At 51.9% G+C, this 16,106-nt stretch carries 22 protein-coding genes; 8 read left to right on the forward strand and 14 right to left on the reverse strand.

Features of this window, described 5'->3' with window-relative positions; genetic code table 11:
• Positions 1–988: 988 nt before the first annotated feature.
• From EQG79_RS31000 to EQG79_RS31005, 5 genes are all read left to right on the forward strand, one after another.
• Positions 989–1,768 (forward strand): hypothetical protein, encoded by a 780-nt coding sequence (locus EQG79_RS31000; protein ID WP_165358900.1) that lies wholly within the window; start codon positions 989–991, stop codon positions 1,766–1,768.
• Complete coding sequence (locus EQG79_RS14650) at positions 1,765–2,397, forward strand: hypothetical protein (RefSeq protein ID WP_129602170.1); 633 nt, start codon at positions 1,765–1,767, stop codon at positions 2,395–2,397. The genes EQG79_RS31000 and EQG79_RS14650 overlap by 4 nt, the downstream gene beginning before the upstream one ends.
• Positions 2,398–3,005: 608 nt before the next feature.
• The gene (locus tag EQG79_RS14655) at positions 3,006–3,545 is read left to right on the forward strand and encodes a hypothetical protein (RefSeq protein WP_129602172.1); all 540 of its coding nucleotides are present in this window, start codon (positions 3,006–3,008) and stop codon (positions 3,543–3,545) included.
• Positions 3,546–3,631: 86 nt separating this feature from the next.
• Positions 3,632–3,934 (forward strand): hypothetical protein, encoded by a 303-nt coding sequence (locus EQG79_RS14660; protein ID WP_129602174.1) that lies wholly within the window; start codon positions 3,632–3,634, stop codon positions 3,932–3,934.
• A gap of 764 nt (positions 3,935–4,698) precedes the next feature.
• Complete coding sequence (locus tag EQG79_RS31005) at positions 4,699–4,848, forward strand: hypothetical protein (RefSeq protein WP_165358901.1); 150 nt, start codon at positions 4,699–4,701, stop codon at positions 4,846–4,848.
• 15 nt (positions 4,849–4,863) lie between these two features.
• On the opposite strand, the gene EQG79_RS14670 is transcribed toward EQG79_RS31005, so the two are convergent.
• The 8 genes from EQG79_RS14670 to EQG79_RS14695 all read right to left on the reverse strand — a co-directional run bounded on the left by EQG79_RS14670 (position 4,864) and on the right by EQG79_RS14695 (position 8,556).
• A complete protein-coding gene (locus EQG79_RS14670; protein WP_077919756.1) occupies positions 4,864–5,229 on the reverse strand; it encodes a hypothetical protein in 366 nt (121 codons plus the stop codon).
• 2 nt (positions 5,230–5,231) lie between these two features.
• Positions 5,232–5,405 carry a hypothetical protein gene (locus tag EQG79_RS31010; RefSeq protein WP_161492709.1) on the reverse strand — a complete coding sequence of 58 codons (174 nt, stop codon included), beginning with the start codon at positions 5,403–5,405 and terminating at the stop codon, positions 5,232–5,234.
• 18 nt (positions 5,406–5,423) lie between these two features.
• On the reverse strand, positions 5,424–6,152 hold the full coding sequence (locus EQG79_RS14675; RefSeq protein ID WP_129602178.1) for a hypothetical protein: 729 nt from the start codon (positions 6,150–6,152) through the stop codon (positions 5,424–5,426).
• 1,029 nt (positions 6,153–7,181) lie between these two features.
• Positions 7,182–7,574 (reverse strand): hypothetical protein, encoded by a 393-nt coding sequence (locus EQG79_RS14680; protein ID WP_129602180.1) that lies wholly within the window; start codon positions 7,572–7,574, stop codon positions 7,182–7,184.
• Positions 7,564–7,848: a hypothetical protein gene (locus EQG79_RS14685; protein ID WP_129602182.1), complete on the reverse strand. Its 285-nt coding sequence runs from the start codon at positions 7,846–7,848 to the stop codon at positions 7,564–7,566. The genes EQG79_RS14680 and EQG79_RS14685 overlap by 11 nt, the downstream gene beginning before the upstream one ends.
• The gene (locus tag EQG79_RS31015) at positions 7,841–7,996 is read right to left on the reverse strand and encodes a hypothetical protein (RefSeq protein WP_165358903.1); all 156 of its coding nucleotides are present in this window, start codon (positions 7,994–7,996) and stop codon (positions 7,841–7,843) included. The genes EQG79_RS14685 and EQG79_RS31015 overlap by 8 nt, the downstream gene beginning before the upstream one ends.
• Positions 7,997–7,999: 3 nt before the next feature.
• Positions 8,000–8,242, reverse strand: coding sequence for a hypothetical protein (locus tag EQG79_RS14690; RefSeq protein ID WP_129602184.1), 243 nt, complete (start codon positions 8,240–8,242; stop codon positions 8,000–8,002).
• Positions 8,243–8,256: 14 nt separating this feature from the next.
• Entirely contained in the window at positions 8,257–8,556 is a 300-nt protein-coding gene (locus EQG79_RS14695) for a hypothetical protein (protein ID WP_165358904.1), read from the reverse strand.
• A 22-nt stretch (positions 8,557–8,578) separates the two neighbouring features.
• Here EQG79_RS14695 and EQG79_RS14700 point away from each other — a divergent pair, with 22 nt between their 5' ends.
• Positions 8,579–9,187, forward strand: coding sequence for a hypothetical protein (locus EQG79_RS14700; RefSeq protein WP_129602188.1), 609 nt, complete (start codon positions 8,579–8,581; stop codon positions 9,185–9,187).
• A 318-nt stretch (positions 9,188–9,505) separates the two neighbouring features.
• On the opposite strand, the gene EQG79_RS14705 is transcribed toward EQG79_RS14700, so the two are convergent.
• Positions 9,506–10,375 carry an alpha/beta hydrolase gene (locus EQG79_RS14705; RefSeq protein WP_165358905.1) on the reverse strand — a complete coding sequence of 290 codons (870 nt, stop codon included), beginning with the start codon at positions 10,373–10,375 and terminating at the stop codon, positions 9,506–9,508.
• A 217-nt stretch (positions 10,376–10,592) separates the two neighbouring features.
• Between EQG79_RS14705 and EQG79_RS31625 the strand changes: the two genes are divergently transcribed.
• Positions 10,593–10,841: a DUF4113 domain-containing protein gene (locus EQG79_RS31625; protein WP_369822681.1), complete on the forward strand. Its 249-nt coding sequence runs from the start codon at positions 10,593–10,595 to the stop codon at positions 10,839–10,841.
• 182 nt (positions 10,842–11,023) lie between these two features.
• On the opposite strand, the gene EQG79_RS14720 is transcribed toward EQG79_RS31625, so the two are convergent.
• The 3 genes from EQG79_RS14720 to EQG79_RS14730 are packed head-to-tail and all read right to left on the reverse strand — an operon-like array spanning position 11,024 to position 13,955.
• The gene (locus tag EQG79_RS14720; RefSeq protein ID WP_129602192.1) at positions 11,024–12,400 is read right to left on the reverse strand and encodes a hypothetical protein; all 1,377 of its coding nucleotides are present in this window, start codon (positions 12,398–12,400) and stop codon (positions 11,024–11,026) included.
• Complete coding sequence (locus tag EQG79_RS14725; protein ID WP_129602194.1) at positions 12,369–12,956, reverse strand: RNA polymerase sigma factor; 588 nt, start codon at positions 12,954–12,956, stop codon at positions 12,369–12,371. The genes EQG79_RS14720 and EQG79_RS14725 overlap by 32 nt, the downstream gene beginning before the upstream one ends.
• A gap of 39 nt (positions 12,957–12,995) precedes the next feature.
• Complete coding sequence (locus tag EQG79_RS14730) at positions 12,996–13,955, reverse strand: hypothetical protein (protein ID WP_077919771.1); 960 nt, start codon at positions 13,953–13,955, stop codon at positions 12,996–12,998.
• A 270-nt stretch (positions 13,956–14,225) separates the two neighbouring features.
• Here EQG79_RS14730 and EQG79_RS14735 point away from each other — a divergent pair, with 270 nt between their 5' ends.
• A complete protein-coding gene (locus EQG79_RS14735) occupies positions 14,226–15,068 on the forward strand; it encodes a hypothetical protein (RefSeq protein WP_129602196.1) in 843 nt (280 codons plus the stop codon).
• 196 nt (positions 15,069–15,264) lie between these two features.
• On the opposite strand, the gene EQG79_RS14740 is transcribed toward EQG79_RS14735, so the two are convergent.
• Together EQG79_RS14740 and EQG79_RS14745 are read right to left on the reverse strand one after the other, a co-directional pair.
• Positions 15,265–15,639 carry a hypothetical protein gene (locus EQG79_RS14740; RefSeq protein WP_077919773.1) on the reverse strand — a complete coding sequence of 125 codons (375 nt, stop codon included), beginning with the start codon at positions 15,637–15,639 and terminating at the stop codon, positions 15,265–15,267.
• A 47-nt stretch (positions 15,640–15,686) separates the two neighbouring features.
• Complete coding sequence (locus tag EQG79_RS14745) at positions 15,687–16,085, reverse strand: nuclear transport factor 2 family protein (protein WP_129602198.1); 399 nt, start codon at positions 16,083–16,085, stop codon at positions 15,687–15,689.
• Positions 16,086–16,106: the final 21 nt, after the last annotated feature.

Consider the following 16,106-nt stretch of genomic DNA (forward strand, 5'->3'; position numbering starts at 1 on the left):
ACTCGTAGGTTTAGTCAGCACTAGGAATTAATTACCCAAGCTGATCTATCCACCTGACCTTACTATGAGCACCATTCTCGCCCCTCCTTCCTGGATTAAATCTTGCTTAAACCTCACTTGTCGCCAGGTTTGCTTCCTGCTAGCCTTCACTTACTGCCTATGTACAGGCCTGAGCGTTTTCGGTCAAGCTCAAACGGTTGAAGATATCACCAGTGCCCTAAGGCAACCCTTTGATCTTAATCGAGTTTGCGGGGACTCAGTCGTCGAATTAAAGATTCAGTATACGGATGGTTCTCTTCGGTCTCCCAGGCAAATGACCACGTATTACCGGCAAGTTGGTAACGCCAGTGAATGCCGATTTGTGATCGACCGGGAAGAAGTCAATAATACGTTGGAGCTGATAGGGCCAGGTATATCCGTTTTGGAGCTAAAGTACGTTCCTCAATCCTTGACCGGGACCCCAGCGTATTGGTACGCCAAAGCCCGCATAACCGCTACAGGACCTGTTACCGTGAGTTGGGAAGATCGAGATATAGTACCAACAAACAGTTGTCCTGGACAGGAGACGAAAACCAAAAAGTATGTGGGTACTTACGCAATAATCATCTCGATACCATCCCCTCCCAAGCCCAGTCTGACATCGCTGCACGCGATAGTTAAACGCGGGGAATCAACCACGGTGACTAGCTCGGTTTGCCCCAATACAGTAGCTCAGTTGGGCATCTCAGACTTCCCCTATAACCAATCTAGTAACCCCACCAGTTGGGCCTATAGCTGCGATACCCAGGGAAAGCCTCTATTTCTAAGTAATATAGGATCCGGCAACAGTGACGGCAGCACGTACCGGGTATTTGGCCCTGCCTACCCGCATTATGAGGTTGGGACGGTATTTTATACCCAATGCAACGACAACGGATGCCCCGGCGAAGTATCCGATCCTGTAGCGGTAAGTATTCTTGCCAAGGCACCTGAGTGTAACGATGACAAAATGAATGAAATCGACACCTACGCCCGGGATGGCCGGGCCGACTATCACCACTTCAGTGTAGAGACAATCGTCTGCAACAAAGCGGATGGGAATACGAATTGCACCAAAGAAAAGGTATTTGAGTTGATGAAAAGCCGTAAAGACTTTAACGTATTTAAAGCCGACGAGTTTCCCTACGCAACGGGCAATTCTTCGGGTGCCTCACTGGTGGCCGATGGTTTTCAACTCATTGGATCCGATTTGATATTTAAAATTGACGACACGCCCGTTTCTAATTGTGAGGTAGTCAATTTAGCGGGCCCCTTGAGTATGGCTGTTAATTTGAAACAGCTATATGATTACAGTAGGGAATATGGGTTCAACAAACCCAGCTACTACGCTGTAGCCAAGCCATTCCAGCCTGAGCAATCGAACATTCCGATTGCCAATCCGATTGCTCAGTTCATCGATGAGTCCACCTTTACGATCACGAATTATACCAAGCCTGGCCATGTGTTTTATCCTGGTAAGGTTGTCCGGTCCGTCATCGAGGATTGTGATCGAATCAAGATTGTTACCATTGGAGTCGGAAGGCATTACCTGGCGGACTTGGGCTATCCGCTTATCGGTATCCCTCCGGTGCTCAATCCTTTACTCTCCTTTATGCCCGTACAAAACGCGGCTGCCGGTGCTGTTGCACTAGGAAAAAGTATGGGCGAACAGAATGCAACAGCGGGGCCACGCTTGTTTAAGCGAGTGGATTTTCGGCTACGTGAAGCGTTTACTAATCTACCACGATGAATTGGTTCTTCACACTCCTAATAAGCCTAGCGCTCGGGATAGGGGCAAACGCTCAGTCAGAACGCTTACTCAACAAGACCTGGTCTTACCGGCAGATCGCTTTAGTCAGCCAGCAGGACACGTTACTTTTGTTTCATAGCGACTCAGCGAAAAACATATGGTACGTGGGTAGAGTAAGCCTGACGTTTCAGAACAATCATGTGTACACGGGCAGTGATATCACGGGGAGCGCGCGATCCGGTACGTGGGATACGCCTAATCCGGAGACGCTGGTCGTGGGCCAAGATACCAATCAGATAGCAAGCCTATCGGATGAACTTCTACGTTTACGCGTTGCAATCCGCTATCAGGATGGGACTAATGTCATAGACGGCACGCTGATTACCGTTTTTTACCCCACTCCGCCTGTCGTTAACGCCTGCGAATCCGTTAAATCAGGAAACTGGAATGACTTAGCGATTTGGTCTTGCGGCCACGAGCCAACCATAACCGACGTCGTCATCATTAATATGGATCATGTAGTATCAGTAGCGCAGTCAACAGCCCAGGCTCAGCGCATAATTTATCAGGGAGGCATTTTAAAGTTTACAATCCCGGAGGCAAAGGTCTTTCTTGGTATAAGCAATTGATTGCCTACACATCGTCAAGTAGAAAGAACGCCCGGCAGCTGAAAGCTATGCCTCTTTAGCCAAAAGAACTAAGCAGTTTGAACTGAAGCTAATCTGGCGGCTCTATAGACAGCCGATCCCGGCCTCTTAAACTGTCATTCAGTATGCTTTGGCGTAGACATGAACTCATGCGCTTTACCTGCCGTCCAAGCATCTAATAAGACCGCAGTTCAGGTAAGACCGCAGTTCAGGAATGCGGTGATTCGTCAATGTCTAGTGAAGGCCCCGTTACCTTCGGTGAAGCCAACTCATGGAGTTTTTCGAATCCTGGATAATCAGCAGGTAGCTCGTAGGCTGTACGGATACGTTCCACGTAGCGCGCGAAAAGTTCGTCAAAATGAGGCTGGGTGGGCATAGCGAATTGACTTTTCACGGACGTTGAGTAAAAAAATAGGAGAGACTCACATAACCTACAAAAATAGGCTAAATCTATAGACTATTATTGATTATACTACTTTTTTATATCACTTTCCTGTAACTAATATTATCTATAATTAATAGTTTATATGTATACTATTAATTTACCTTTATTGTAATTCTATAACTCTTTACATCATATACATATCCTAATGGCTGCACCTGCGTCATCGTTCATCTGGCAAGACCAGCAATACGCCATTCCGTTTGGCGTCATGCATTCGCGAGCGATTCGTAACCAGCAGGGAGAGCTCGTCAATTTTGAGGTGTGCTCCTTCAACCATTTTGCCGCCCTTGACCTGCCTGCTTTGCAGAACTGGTACGAGGGAGCCACTTTTTGGGAGTTATTTCGGGAAGACGCCCGGCAGGGTTTATTTCTAGCCTACGACCGCGTTCTCGCGTCAGGTGTAGCCCATGAAGATATTTATCATTCACCAACGACTGACCAGGACTACTACTCCCTGCTAAAGCCTTGGCATGATGGAGTGTTGGCCATTGGATTAGCTCTGGACCGCCTAGACCAGCTTGATGAGCAAGGACCTCTCGCACCTGTTCGGCAGCCTGTTCCCCCACTCCCACCTTTGAGCCCCCCATTAGTTCAACCCGAATTGAAGGTCACTTTCCTGACTCAACAGCTGAACGCTTGTCAGCGGGTTGTTCACAGGTACTGCCAGACTTTATTCAGTACGTGATTACCCATCGTACCCGTCAATCTGTACGAATGGTTGATTGTTGATTTATGCCCCCTGCCAATACAGTTATAATCATTTAGATAGACATGACCACCTCGGCCGAACAACTTATTCTTAATCTACAGGAAATTATTGCCCTTAGGCAGGTCAATCTGATCCGGATCTACCGTGTCGACTCGTCACTCCCAGCAGGTTCAGTAGCGCTCTACCAGCAGAGTACCACCTGGGCATTTGGCCATAAATTTATTAAACTCGGGCAAACAATTTACCCAATCCAGCAGGTGCTGGCCTTTTACCACACGGACAAAGTTCTCTCACTCTATATTCACAGTTTTGTCCCCCGTTCAAACGCTAGCGTGTTCGCCTATAAGGCAAGCACAAAAGAGTGAAACAAGCTTTGTCTCAGGGAACCGGATATCTTATATGGAATAATTTCAACGTGTAGTTGTTTGCGGTTCAAGTTATTAAGCCATCTTTGAGAGCGCCCTTCTCTCTTTGCCTATGGATGAGCTCTCAACTAATCAGGCTGATGCCCCCTTCGGCTACCCATTACGAATTTACTCTTTAATCAATCAGCATGATCCGTCCGCTCCTGACCTTGAAAATCTAAACGATGCGATTGTAACGCACCACGAGGACATTGCTTCGTTACTGCGCGTCTGGCATAAACACGGTACGGAGCCGGGCATCATCCTATTCAAAGGGCCAACCACCGACGGAACCGGAACGAGATAGGGCCGGCCCAATTTGAGGCAGTGCCGCGTCTACAAGTTGCCCTGGCCATCTTGGGAAGTTTCGCAGCCATTAATCACTTGTTTCCGTGGAAAATTGGCCAGGCTTCCGCGTCAAACTAACCAAAATATATACTACTGGAAAGCAGCCTGTTGCTAAAACAGATTTGTTGTTATTCCCTGGTCAGTTCTTAGCTAAATACAGAGCTCTCAATGGATGAATTGACCAGGCCTATCGTCCTTTTTACTACTTTTGCCCTGCTAAGTTCATTATTACCACGGGGTAGCACCGTCCAGTTAGTGGGCGGTGCTGCACCCCCGTTCCTGTATTGTAATGATGCAGGTAGTTTGACCCCTTGGTATGAACTTAGCAGCGGGACAGGCAGCACCGCCCGTTGACTGCCGGTAGCCTACTTTACTTCATGCCAAGACTCTCCCTGGCCGAGCGCACCCGTCGGCGCGTCGAACTACTCCAGCAAAAGAAACTATTTCTGGAAGTTAAAATCAGACAGCTCCAAAAAGGGCTTGACGAAATTAGTGGGGAACTAACCCGTCTGACGGTTTTAGACTGACATTCCGGTACGGCTTCAGTTTGAGCCGTACCGGAATGTGATAACTGGTACGCTTTCCAGTAGCGGGATTTGGTAGTTGATCAGCGCCTGGTCCAGCTTACCCAGCAGCAGCTGCTGCCAGCCCATCAGCACCGAATGCTGCATTTCCTGATGCAAAGCCTTAGCCACCGGAAGGGACAGATTCAGTTTGAACTCCTTGCCGGCAGTGCGCTGCCCCCAGGCCAGCAGCTGATGTGGTCGCCACTTCCCGAGATACTGCTCGAGCACCAGACCCGACAGCTGCTGATTCCTGATCGGCAGGCGGCTCTGCATGTCCACCACACCCCGGACAAACAGGATCAGCGCCTTGAACTCGTTGGGGGTCAGCTTCAGTGAGATCATGGCTAAACAGCAATAGCAGTGATGGTATCGTAGACTTTGCCAGCCGCGTGCAGATCCACGCCGGCCAGCTGCTCGGCAGTATATCGGTTTGCGGCCCAAATAGTCAGACGGATAACGAAACGGTCACCCAGCCAGACGGCAACGGTATAGGGGATGGTATGCAATGGTGTGTTCATGAGCGTTGTGATCAGAGATCAACGATTCGATTTGTGCTTGGTGAGCAGATTAGTCAAGCTATTCTGAGCCCGCTCGGCCTCTTCGTACGTCGTTGCTGTATGTACCTGGTGAGCGAGTGCGTCGGTTATCATATCCGTCACTTCATTCTCGAACAGTTCAGGTTGATACTCTGCGTGCCGGTAGTACCATCCCCGCATGCAGATCTCGGAGTATTTTTCTGATCGACTGCGGCAGAAAACCCGCAGCTCATCGAGCGTAGCAAAGTGATGCTTGGTGTGGTCCAGCTCTTGCATGTACACGGGCTGCCGCACATTCTTGCGCCGATCCTCCAGGGGCGGCATGGTGCCAGTCCTTACGTAGTGATTGAAGTAGTTATCCAGATACTCGGTGATGACGGCCGTATCCTTGACCCAGCCATGCGCCCGGTACTGGTTACTGTAAATCTCCAGCACTTTCGTATGCAGCTCCTTGGGCAGGCCTGGCACTTGCTCGTAGATCACCATAGCGTCACAGCGCGATAAATAGGGCAACAGCGGGTTAATCAGCTTGCGGTACAGGAGCAGCACCTTGTTGGGGTTTTCGAAGCCCATGCCCTTGCTGTAGCCATCCATCAGGCTGATGCGGTTGCGGGCATTTCCCGGGGTTAAGTACAGCTCCCAGCGAAAAGTGCTGTTAATTGGATCAGCTTCAAATTTGGGCGTACCGGTATTGGGCTTACGGTTGTAGGCGGCTGGTTGCATTGTCATGGTTTTCGGTAATCACAGGCGCCCATCTGGCGCGATTAGAGAGACTAGGTTATACTGGGCTGAGTGAGTGAGGCCCGACTCATTTTCGATTTTTTTTCGCGCCCTAACTAAGTTAACTTCAGTACAGGTTAACTACAATTGACAACGTTAGAACCTAAGAATAACCGTTGTTAACTTTTCTTATATAGCTATCCTAACCGAATAACTGCAAAGTCGGTGGCAAAAAAACGCTGCTTGCGCAACTGGCATAGAGATACCGTTTACCCCTATACGCACTAGCCTTGGGGTAGTATTATAGCAATACTGCATTCCGAAATCGCGAGCTTCGGACGGGTAATGCTGGAGGCAATATGGTTAGGGGAATTAAGGGGGCGTGTACGGGTGAAGCATGGTCCTGTGTGTTAACGGGTTAGTTTTACCGTGGAGCAGAGAAGGAACACCGGAGCCAGCGGCTCCGGTGTTCACTCGTTCTATCCACACCATTACTTACCTCTACCTCTTGAGGTAAGCATACCAGTCCCCGGAGGGACAAGTAGTTGAAACGCCGGATTCGAACCGCTTGCGCAGGGCAGGTCCTACGCAGTCACCCCTGTGACCTCGTTCCAGGAAAAATTTACCTTTCCGTAGCGGGGAGCAAACGAAACACGCAACATGCCCCTGCCTAGCGAACTATCTTACTATGTACGTTCAACTGTACGCAGACATAAACACTAACCAATCAATCACATACAATTCGGAATATGGCTGGGTTATATCTGTCTGCAGGGATGTCAACAGCACGCTTTAAATTGGCCACCCGGAAGCCAGGTGGCCAATCCGAATTACGTCTGTGATGAACCCAATAATATCTGCACCGGCTTAGTCGGTTCTGGTTGCTGCTGGAGGAGTCGGTCGACTATAACCTCCGCCTTTTTCGATTCGGACAGGGCCGTAGAGGTCCTACTCCTGAAATATTTTGTCTGAGCCTGGCGCATGAGACGCGTCGCCTTGACTAGCTCTGCGAGAGCCCGGCCTAGCGCGGCCCGGTCCTCAAGCTGTTGCTGTACCTCCATAAAATGTAGTGGTTTGAGATGCGGAAGCCCGCAAGTGAATTATAGCCACGTATGGGCTAATGATGGCGTGGGTGCCGGCCAGCAGGCTACTGACCATGTAAGCGACGCAGGCTACTTCGCGGGCCGACTCGGGCTTGATATACTGATCAGCCATGCCGAACAACGTTTTTAGCAGCAGGCTCTCGTGAAGCGGCTCCGTGTCGCCCGAGACATGAGCCTGTTGCAGCAAGCGGGTGACGTGCAAACTAAAGGCGTCAGATAGCTGATTGAAACGATCCTTAAATTCAGGCCCCAATCTGAAATGGTCGAGAATTATTTCCTGCTTACCTGGCTCCAGCAGGCTAGCCATGTTGTCGAAGTCAAGCTGCATGGATGCCGATCTTTATAGCGGTGGACATCGCCGGGTAGAAGGAATTCCAGACCTGAAACCGTTTCAGGCGAATCGCGCGCAGCTTTTGAGTAAGTAGCTGGTGAGCGATCTGACTCGGCTGGAGTCGCTGCTTCCAGCGTTGGTACTGGTCGGTCGCCTGATCGAGCTGATCAATAAGCTGCCAGCGCTCAGCTTTAGTGAGCCCCTGGTGGGCGGTCTCCAGTAGGTGATCGACCTGGTGGGCGACGAAGAAGTCGGCGAGGTTATTATACATGGCGCTGGGATTTCATCGAGTTGATCGCCCTGTCTACGCGCTGGTTATCACGCCAGGCTAACAGCACCATCCATATGCCTACGATCCCCAGCAGCGCGGCTATGGCAAGCAGCAGGATGAACGAGTCAAATTCAAACAGGTAGCTCATGGCTCAAGCGGTTTGGGGTTGATAGCTTTCACCAGGCAGCTCGTAGCGCGCTGCTTGGCCCCGAAAGGCCGATCGGTTCAACTCGCGGATACGCTGAGCCTGCCAGTCCGCAATCGCTTCTTTCAGGGTCGGATCATCATCGAGCCGCTGGACGAGCCGCCCCTCGGCGTCAAGCAAACAAATACCCACCAGCTTACTGGCTTCGATCTGTTCCAGCCAGGCTTCTTCGGCTTCTAAGGTGGTCATGGTTGAAGTGGACATTATGAGAAAAGGGATAGTGTACCGTCGTTGACAGCCGCTTTCTTTTTACCAGCTGCTCCTCGGGGGACAGGCAAGCCAAAGAGTGTGGCTGTTTCAGGCATTAGCCTGATAAAAATGTCTCGCATTGGGGCCTTCACCTTTTTTTTAAGGTCGTACCCCTCTTTACTAGCAGTAACTAGCCAATAACGAAACAGGCCTTGTCTCTTTAGCTCAAGTATAATTTCATCACGCACCAATGATCCAGCGTCTTGATAGGCTGTCCAGAGCGGATTTTTGCCAACTGCTAAATTCTGAGCCATTTGCATTATTAAACTTGCATTTATGGAGCTTGCTTACATAATTTGTATCAGCCATTTACAAAAACAACAATGCAATAGTAAAGCAACAACTCAAATTTTACAAGTACTACACAAATATTTTTTTGCCATGGAGCAACTTCTTGAAAAAATCAAAGATCGAGTTGGGGAGAAGACGAGTCCAATCAGGACTGTTAAGAGCCTAGCTGGGGCGATCGGAATGTCTGAAGCAGGGTTTTATACTATGCTCAAAAGGGGTACAACCAAATATGGTACCTTGCTGGCCATAGCAGATAAGCTCAATGTAGATGTTTCTTATTTTAGCGACGACACTAGCCAACACTACAATTATAAAAGCCTATCACAAACTAAAAGTGAATCAATAGACGACTCATTCGATATTCAGAAAGAGATAAGAGAGCTAAAGCAGGTATTCGAGGAGCAATTGAGGGCGAAAGACCGACAGATTGAAAAGTTACTGGATCTATTGGGAAAGCCTGAGGGTGCTATCTGTTTGCCGCTTTCCACTGGGGATTTCAAATTCGATCTAAACATGCGTGACTACTACATAGCAAGTTTAACAAACATGCTCGGTACATCGTACGCTTTCGTAGGTCAACCCATTGTAAAGTAGGTGGCACCCCGTTCTCAAAGCAAGAGAACACGGCAGTGACTATATGTATGGCAGGTTTTGAGGAATCCCTCTCTCTCTGCAAAAAGACCTCACATAACGCCAGAAGCCCGAGACGAAAACTGTTTCGGGCTTTTTTTGTGCCCTGCCGAAACCGCAGATTTCAGCGACCCTAAAAAACGGGGGAGTTGAAGCAAAGTACCGGTTGTCAGAAAGACATCTGTATGGCATCTTCGTCAAAACGGCCGCTGGCTGTAGCTTCCGGCTTCTCTTGTCTCATTACCTGTTCTCAGCGTATGCCCGATAGCGACGCTTCAGTCCTCAGTGCTGCTTTTCCCAGTCCTTAAAAATAAAGCGCAGCGCATCGAAATAAGCCACAACAGGTTCGGTCATGTGGGTTTCGGTGGGATAATGCTTATAGCGATAATCAAGTTTTTTCAGCTTTTTCCCGGCGAGTGTTGCCTCCAGTTTTAATAGATGTTTATGAAAAAACGAATCCGCTCCGCCTTCATTACCGTCACTAAGAAAAAGCGTTTTGTGTAAGGTTGAAGCACTTTTCAGTTTCTCATCGGTCATTCTCAACACATACTCCTTGTCCCACCACAGGGATGGACTTACGGCAACATACGCATCGAACAGATCGGGATGGGTCAACAGACAATGAAGCGACGCAAGGCCCCCAAAGGAGTGGCCGGCCAAAATTTTATAGGGCGCTGTTGGGTACTTTTTCTCGATCACGGGCATCAACTCGGTCGCCATAAATTGTAAAAACTTTTCGTTTCCTCCACTGCCTCGATACGAGCTACTATCAGGTTTGCCCTCGTAGTTAAGGATGCTGTTTGTTGGCGTAAGGTCTCGGGTCCGCTTGGTATTTGGGATGCCGATGACGATCATCTTGGGCATGGCCAACACATCGGGCCGACTCAGATAGTCAACATACTGAGCAAAGAGTTCAAAATGATTGTCCCCATCCAGAACGTATAAGACCGGAAATCGACTGTTTGCATAGGCAGAGTCTACTTTAGGGCAATGCACATACACTTTTCGCTCTTCGTTTAACAGCCTGGAGTGAATTTTCACCACCTCACTGGGTGGATAGGTATAGGGCTGGACAGGCTGGCCCTGAGCCTGGAAGGCTACCACGAAAAACAGGCTCGTCAGCCATCGAGAGGAGTAGGTAAACAGTTTCATACTATATAGAATGACAAAGTTGGACATCAAGTTTTCGAATGACCGCTACGGGAATAAGGCTTCATACAATAGGGGGACATACCGATTTCGATCAGTTCAAATATAGCGGTATAACACGCACTAGCACTAGGCCTGCCGCCTAAGTTCCCACGAACCGCCCGGCCGTATTGCGGCAGTCAGACGGTTAGCCTGCCCCACCTCAAGTACCGTTGAGCTGCTGCGCTATACCGAGTCAGCACGCGGGGCCGTATACCGATTCGGCTACAACTACCAGAAAATCGGCATCATCCTGTCGAACTTCGTTCCGGCCGATCATCGGCAACAGGGCATTTTCGTAGAGGGGCCAAACGAGCGGCTGCTGACGTTGTCGGGCGTAATAGACCGGCTCAACGCACGCCACGGCCGGGATCGGGTGCGGCTGGCCAGTCAGTCGTTTACCCCCGACTGGGGACACAGGAGTTGTTGAGTCCGTGTTACACCACCCGCTGGAACGACATTCTGAAAGTTCATTAGCAGAGGCTCTCCGGGCAACGCTATTGTCCTTTCTGCTCTTGTTGCCCGGCTGCGTTTTACCAGGCTATCAGCACCGCCTGTTGACTGCTGGTCGATTTCTTCCCCACGCCCAAACTGACGGCCTTAGTTGATCGGCTACTTCGGCCGGGGTTGTACCTGTATGCCAATGCCTACCATGAGTGGACGCAGGGTAAGCTGGTTAGCTTCGTCCCGGAGCTGATTGAGGCCATAGTCGACCTTCAGCTTCACCCTAAGCTCCACCCCCCGAACGAGCGGAAGCTGTCGGGCAATGCCGCCCCGCAAAGCCAGTAGTGACTGGTTGATAGTGGGCAGGTAAGAGATCTGCCCCCCCAGCTCGGCCGCATAGCGCCCCCGGAACAGAAGCTGCTGCTGACTTACGCCAAGACCAACCAGGGGTAATCGCTTATTCTCCGCTACAGCGTATGTCTCCCGGACGAGCTGGTAGGCGTTGTCCGGCGCCGACCTCAGGTGGTAGCTGTTCTCGCTGACGGTGTAATAGGCCCATCGGCGAAGATAACCAATCGACCCGTGAAGCTGCCAGCGGGACCAGCGTAGCCCGCCGGCCATCTGCACGCCCCAGGTAGTGGGCGAAAAAGCGGCCGGAGAGCCTACTGACGACAGATAAGCTGTAGCATTGGGCGGGGCGGTCATCAGTTGAAAATGACTCAATTGGGTAATCTCGGCAAACCATCGGCCGCTTCGTCGGGCGGTTACCGGCCTGGTCAGGTGTTGAACCGTAACGTCGAGTGCGGATGGCAGCCGAAGATGGTTATCGAATGTACCCGTTGGCGGGAGCAGGCTCAGTGGTTTGAGCCGCTCCCAAACCACTCTGTCCATCGGTCCCGAAACGGCTGCCCCGAGGATATCTGGCTGCGACTGATCGGTCAGCTGCGCGTTTGGGCTGACCAGGTACTCATCAGGAACAGGGTTATCCTGTACGGAAGGTCGTTTACCGGGCAGATCAAAACGCGTGGAGCGCTTCGAGGAAGTCTCTTTTGCCGCTACCCGATAAACAGGTGTCGGCTTACCGCCAAATCGAGTTGGTCGGGTGATGCCTGGGCGAGTCACTCCCTCAGTGGGTAAAACGGGATGGATATCTTTCCGGTCGGCTAGGGTCGTAGCCGCTGTACGCTGCTGTTCGATGCCTCGATCTGCCCGGGCGTCGATGGCCCGTGGTTGGGGTAAAGTCTGCCCGGTCATACTAACAGGTTGGGCAGACTCTATCCTGTTCGTTTGGCCGGTAGACCGGCCTGGGCGCTCTACTAAAGGGTTTAGACCAACTCCGCCCCCCAGTAACAGCAACAGGCTGCCGAGTAGCTTCACCGTCCGGTAGGCCCATCTGCGTCTACGTCCGGCGTTTAGCGAATCAAAGATCCGCCGGGTCAAATCAGGCCGGGCCGGCATGCGGTGATCCGCAAACGCCTGTTGCCAGCGCTGGCGCATCAGCGCATGGGGGTCCTCATCCCAGGAGTTCGTGTCGTTGGATGCCATGTTGTTCGATATCGGTTAGTAGTAGCTGTCGGCCCCGGCTAAAGCGCGACCGGACCGTGGCTTCTGGAATCGTGAGTAAAAGGGCTATTTCGGCGTGAGAATAGCCCTCAATCAAATATAGATTCACCACCAGCCGGTACAGATCGGGCAGGCGGGCCAGCAAACCCAGCAAAACCTCCAGATTGTAACCGGCCAGTATATGCAGGTGCTCATCACTGGCCAATGATTCGTGGCTGGACTCGTAGCTGGTCAGGTGTTCCTGGGGTAGCGTGGTGCGGTGATAATAGTTGATGGCCGTACGCACCACGACTGATTTGACCCAGCTATCGGCCGATTCGGGCTTCGTTATGTCGTTAATGTGGGTGAAAACTTTAAGGAACGCTTCCTGAAAAATATCTTCCGCTTCGGCCACGGTCCGGGCGTATCGGACGCAAACCCCTAACATGCGCTCCTGGTAGCGTTCATAGAAAGCCCGCTGCGCCCTGGGCTCCTGCCGTTGGCAGCCCGCTACCAGTTCGGTAAGGGTTTTGTAGGACTTACGACCAAAAAATGCCATGCAGGAAGACTGGGGAGTAGAGGGCTCAGGAGACGCGACTCAAAAAGTCCCGTAAAGGCGGTAGCTACGACTGATCAGCTGTCCGGAGTCCGAAAACCTCAGATCCCAGGCTTCTGTGCCTTTTTCGACGGTAAATTCGTAGGTGTTCAGCGAGCCATACGAATGGCGGGCGTAGGAGCCGCCACGGGCCAGCGCAAAGCCCGCCAGCTCAGGTCGGCGGAGATACGCTTGTGCCGCCGGGGGCAGTTGATTCGTCTCCTGAAAGAAATGCACCGTTGCCTGATTCCGAACGGCGATCAACTGTCCGTCACTCGTAAAGGTAAGGTTCCAGAATTGCCCCTGCTGAGACGCGGATACGATGTACGTGGATTGGCCGGCGGCATCTACCTGCACCTGGGCGAACAGGAAGGTCATGTTGTCGTTGCGCAGCTGCGCCTGAATGAGTTCCGGAATCTCCTGCTGGCCCTCGGCCGAATAAGAAGCCCGCTGAAAAGGGGTTATCGTGACATTATACCACGATCGATCGGTGTTGCGCCCGGAAACACGCCAAAAAGCCGTATACGGTTGCTGCTGCCAGGTGTAATCCGCCAAAACAAACGCCGTTGGCTCAGCCGCCCCCACGGGACCAGACCAGCCTCTCTCGTACAGGTGAAGACGAGGCCGGGCAATCGTTCCTCCAGCAAATACCGTTGCGTGCAGGACGCGGGTAAGCGAGTCGGGCAGGTTACCGTCCAGGAGCTGATCCGCTGTCAAAAGCTGACCGGGGCCCATCAGGCCCTGGTAGCGCAGCCGATGCTGGCTGAAGTCGACCTGCCACAGTTTGTTGTTCAGTAGGGTGCTGAAGCGCACCTCCTCGGCCTGGGAAAAACGGTGGAGCAGCGCCTGCACCGTTTCTGCCGGTGGTCCGCCGTCAGGTTCGGGCTGCTGGTCTACAAACTGGTTACAGCTGCTTACGCCAAGCAACAGGCCTATCCAGACGAATCGAGTGAGCGGGTTCATAGGTTGGTATCGTGTTGTGCATTCCCTCCTGGGCTTTACGTCCCCTCTTCACAGACACGAAACCTAAGGTACGCTGTTGCAACCAATCCTATTTTTTTTCCTGACACCCCGCCTGCCCTGCCCGTTTGTCGGGCTATGCAACACTTTGTGTCTTTTGGGGTGTCTATCGTCCCGACGGCAGCGTGATGGGTTTCAGTTGACTAATCCGCAACCGTTTTGGCCGCCCTGTCGAATGGGTTTGTTTTTTCACTCAACCAAATCGTTACAACCATGGTACACATCACGCGTAGTTTAACGGGCCTGACAATAAGCCTGTTTCTGGGCCTAAGTGCCTGCACCCAAAATCAATCCCTTGTAGAGCCGGAACCGCCACAGCTACTACGACTGGGAGCTACCCGCACGAACGACCCCGGCCAGCCTCGCTTACGGCTCAAACGAACCGTCAGCACCTCGCCGGGCCTTCCCGGCATAACGGAATTCCTGTATGATCAGCAGGGTCGCCAATCCGGATATGTTTATCTGGGGGATACGGCTACATTTACCTACGATGCCAATGACCGCATAACGAGCATCCTGTATTCGTACACCACCCGAGAGAATGTCACCGGGGAGCAGACTATTTTTGCCTATGACGACGCCCAGCGGGAGGTGCGGGCCACGCTTTCGCTGCTGACAACGATCAATGGTCAATATGCACCACTCCGAGCCATAAAAACATCGGTTTATAGAATGGATGGTCAAAACCAGCCCATTGGTTTCACAGACACCTCGCCCCAGTCGGGGGCCAGTTCGGCTTATGAGCAAACCTTCGCCGGTGGCAATCTAAGCCGCACGATCAGTCAGGCAGGCAGTTCGAGCCGGGTGGCCTCTGATTTTACCTACGATAACCGGTCAAATCCGTTTTTCGGATTAATTGGACCCGGCATAGGCGACATGCGTCGGTTTAGCCGCAACAATGTACTCAAGCTGTCGATGATTGATAATTTTGGTTCACCCACGCAGGCTCAGCCGAGGGATGTTTACACCATCCAGTACGAATTCAACGAGCAGGGACTACCTACCCGGGCGGTTTCGCCGGGTGTTGTGCTGCGGTATGAATACGAAAGTTATTAAGCCGGCTACTTCCCTGGTATCTTACTAACCGGATACCAGGGAAGTCATCCATATAGACTGGCCGATCGGTGTTCACGGCCAACAGAGGACCGACTAACCCGGCCAACAGCCTTCGCCGGATGGGTTACGGCGAAGACTGTAGACACTGGAAACATGGGCAATAGCTGACCGGCCTGGTATCGTACAGCCGGGTGGTTCAGGGAAAAGCGCTCAGTCCTTTGGTTTGTAAGTAAGCCATGGCCGCTACCCATATTGCAACGGCGGCAATAGCAATCAGACCAAACAGACTGATCGTAGCCGCCAGCCAGACAACGACAACGATACTGGCTACCACCCAGAGCATATCCAGCGTACTAATCAGTCTAACCGCGCGGGGATTAATAGGGGTTCTGAGGCTGGTGATTAGCACAAACACGCCGAATACAAGCAGAAACAGACCGACGCCGATGAACGGATCGGTGGCCGCCACGCCGAACAGGGTAGCTATAGGGTCGGCCAGTAGTACCAGCAATAGGCCCGTTGCGGCCGAGCTTACGCCATTGATCAGCAGGGTTGTTTTTAGAGAAATCATTGGAATAATCGATTGAGTGAAAAAAATGGGCTATATCCGTCGTTGGCTTAGCGGCCCCAGAACTCGTCTTCCTGCCTGAGGTCGGCCGAAAAAATGGTAGCTGCCACCAGCTTCCCGTCCTCGACCGTATAGACGTCAATATTGTCGACGTCCAGGGTGCCCCCGCCCGGCTGCACCGCCTGCCAGTGCATCAGGCAAGCGACCTGATTGCCGTTAACCGTCAGCGGTTTAACGTCGGTCAACCGTAACGTCCCCGCCGACGCTTCCATCATAACACCAACCATCTGGAAGACCTCCTGACTGGATTTTTTCAGTCCGGCGAAGCGGTGGCGGCCCGGCTGCGACCAGTGGATGTTGGGGGCTACCAGCGCGGCCAGCTGGGACTGGTCCCCGCGCTGAACGGCGGTTAAAAACCGGGCAACGACGTCGGAGGGTTGGTTTGTCATGGCGTTTGCGGACTGATTAGG

Origin of the sequence: Spirosoma sordidisoli (genome assembly GCF_004138325.1) — a bacterium.
In the GTDB taxonomy this organism is placed as follows: Bacteria; Bacteroidota; Bacteroidia; order Cytophagales; family Spirosomataceae; genus Spirosoma; species Spirosoma sordidisoli.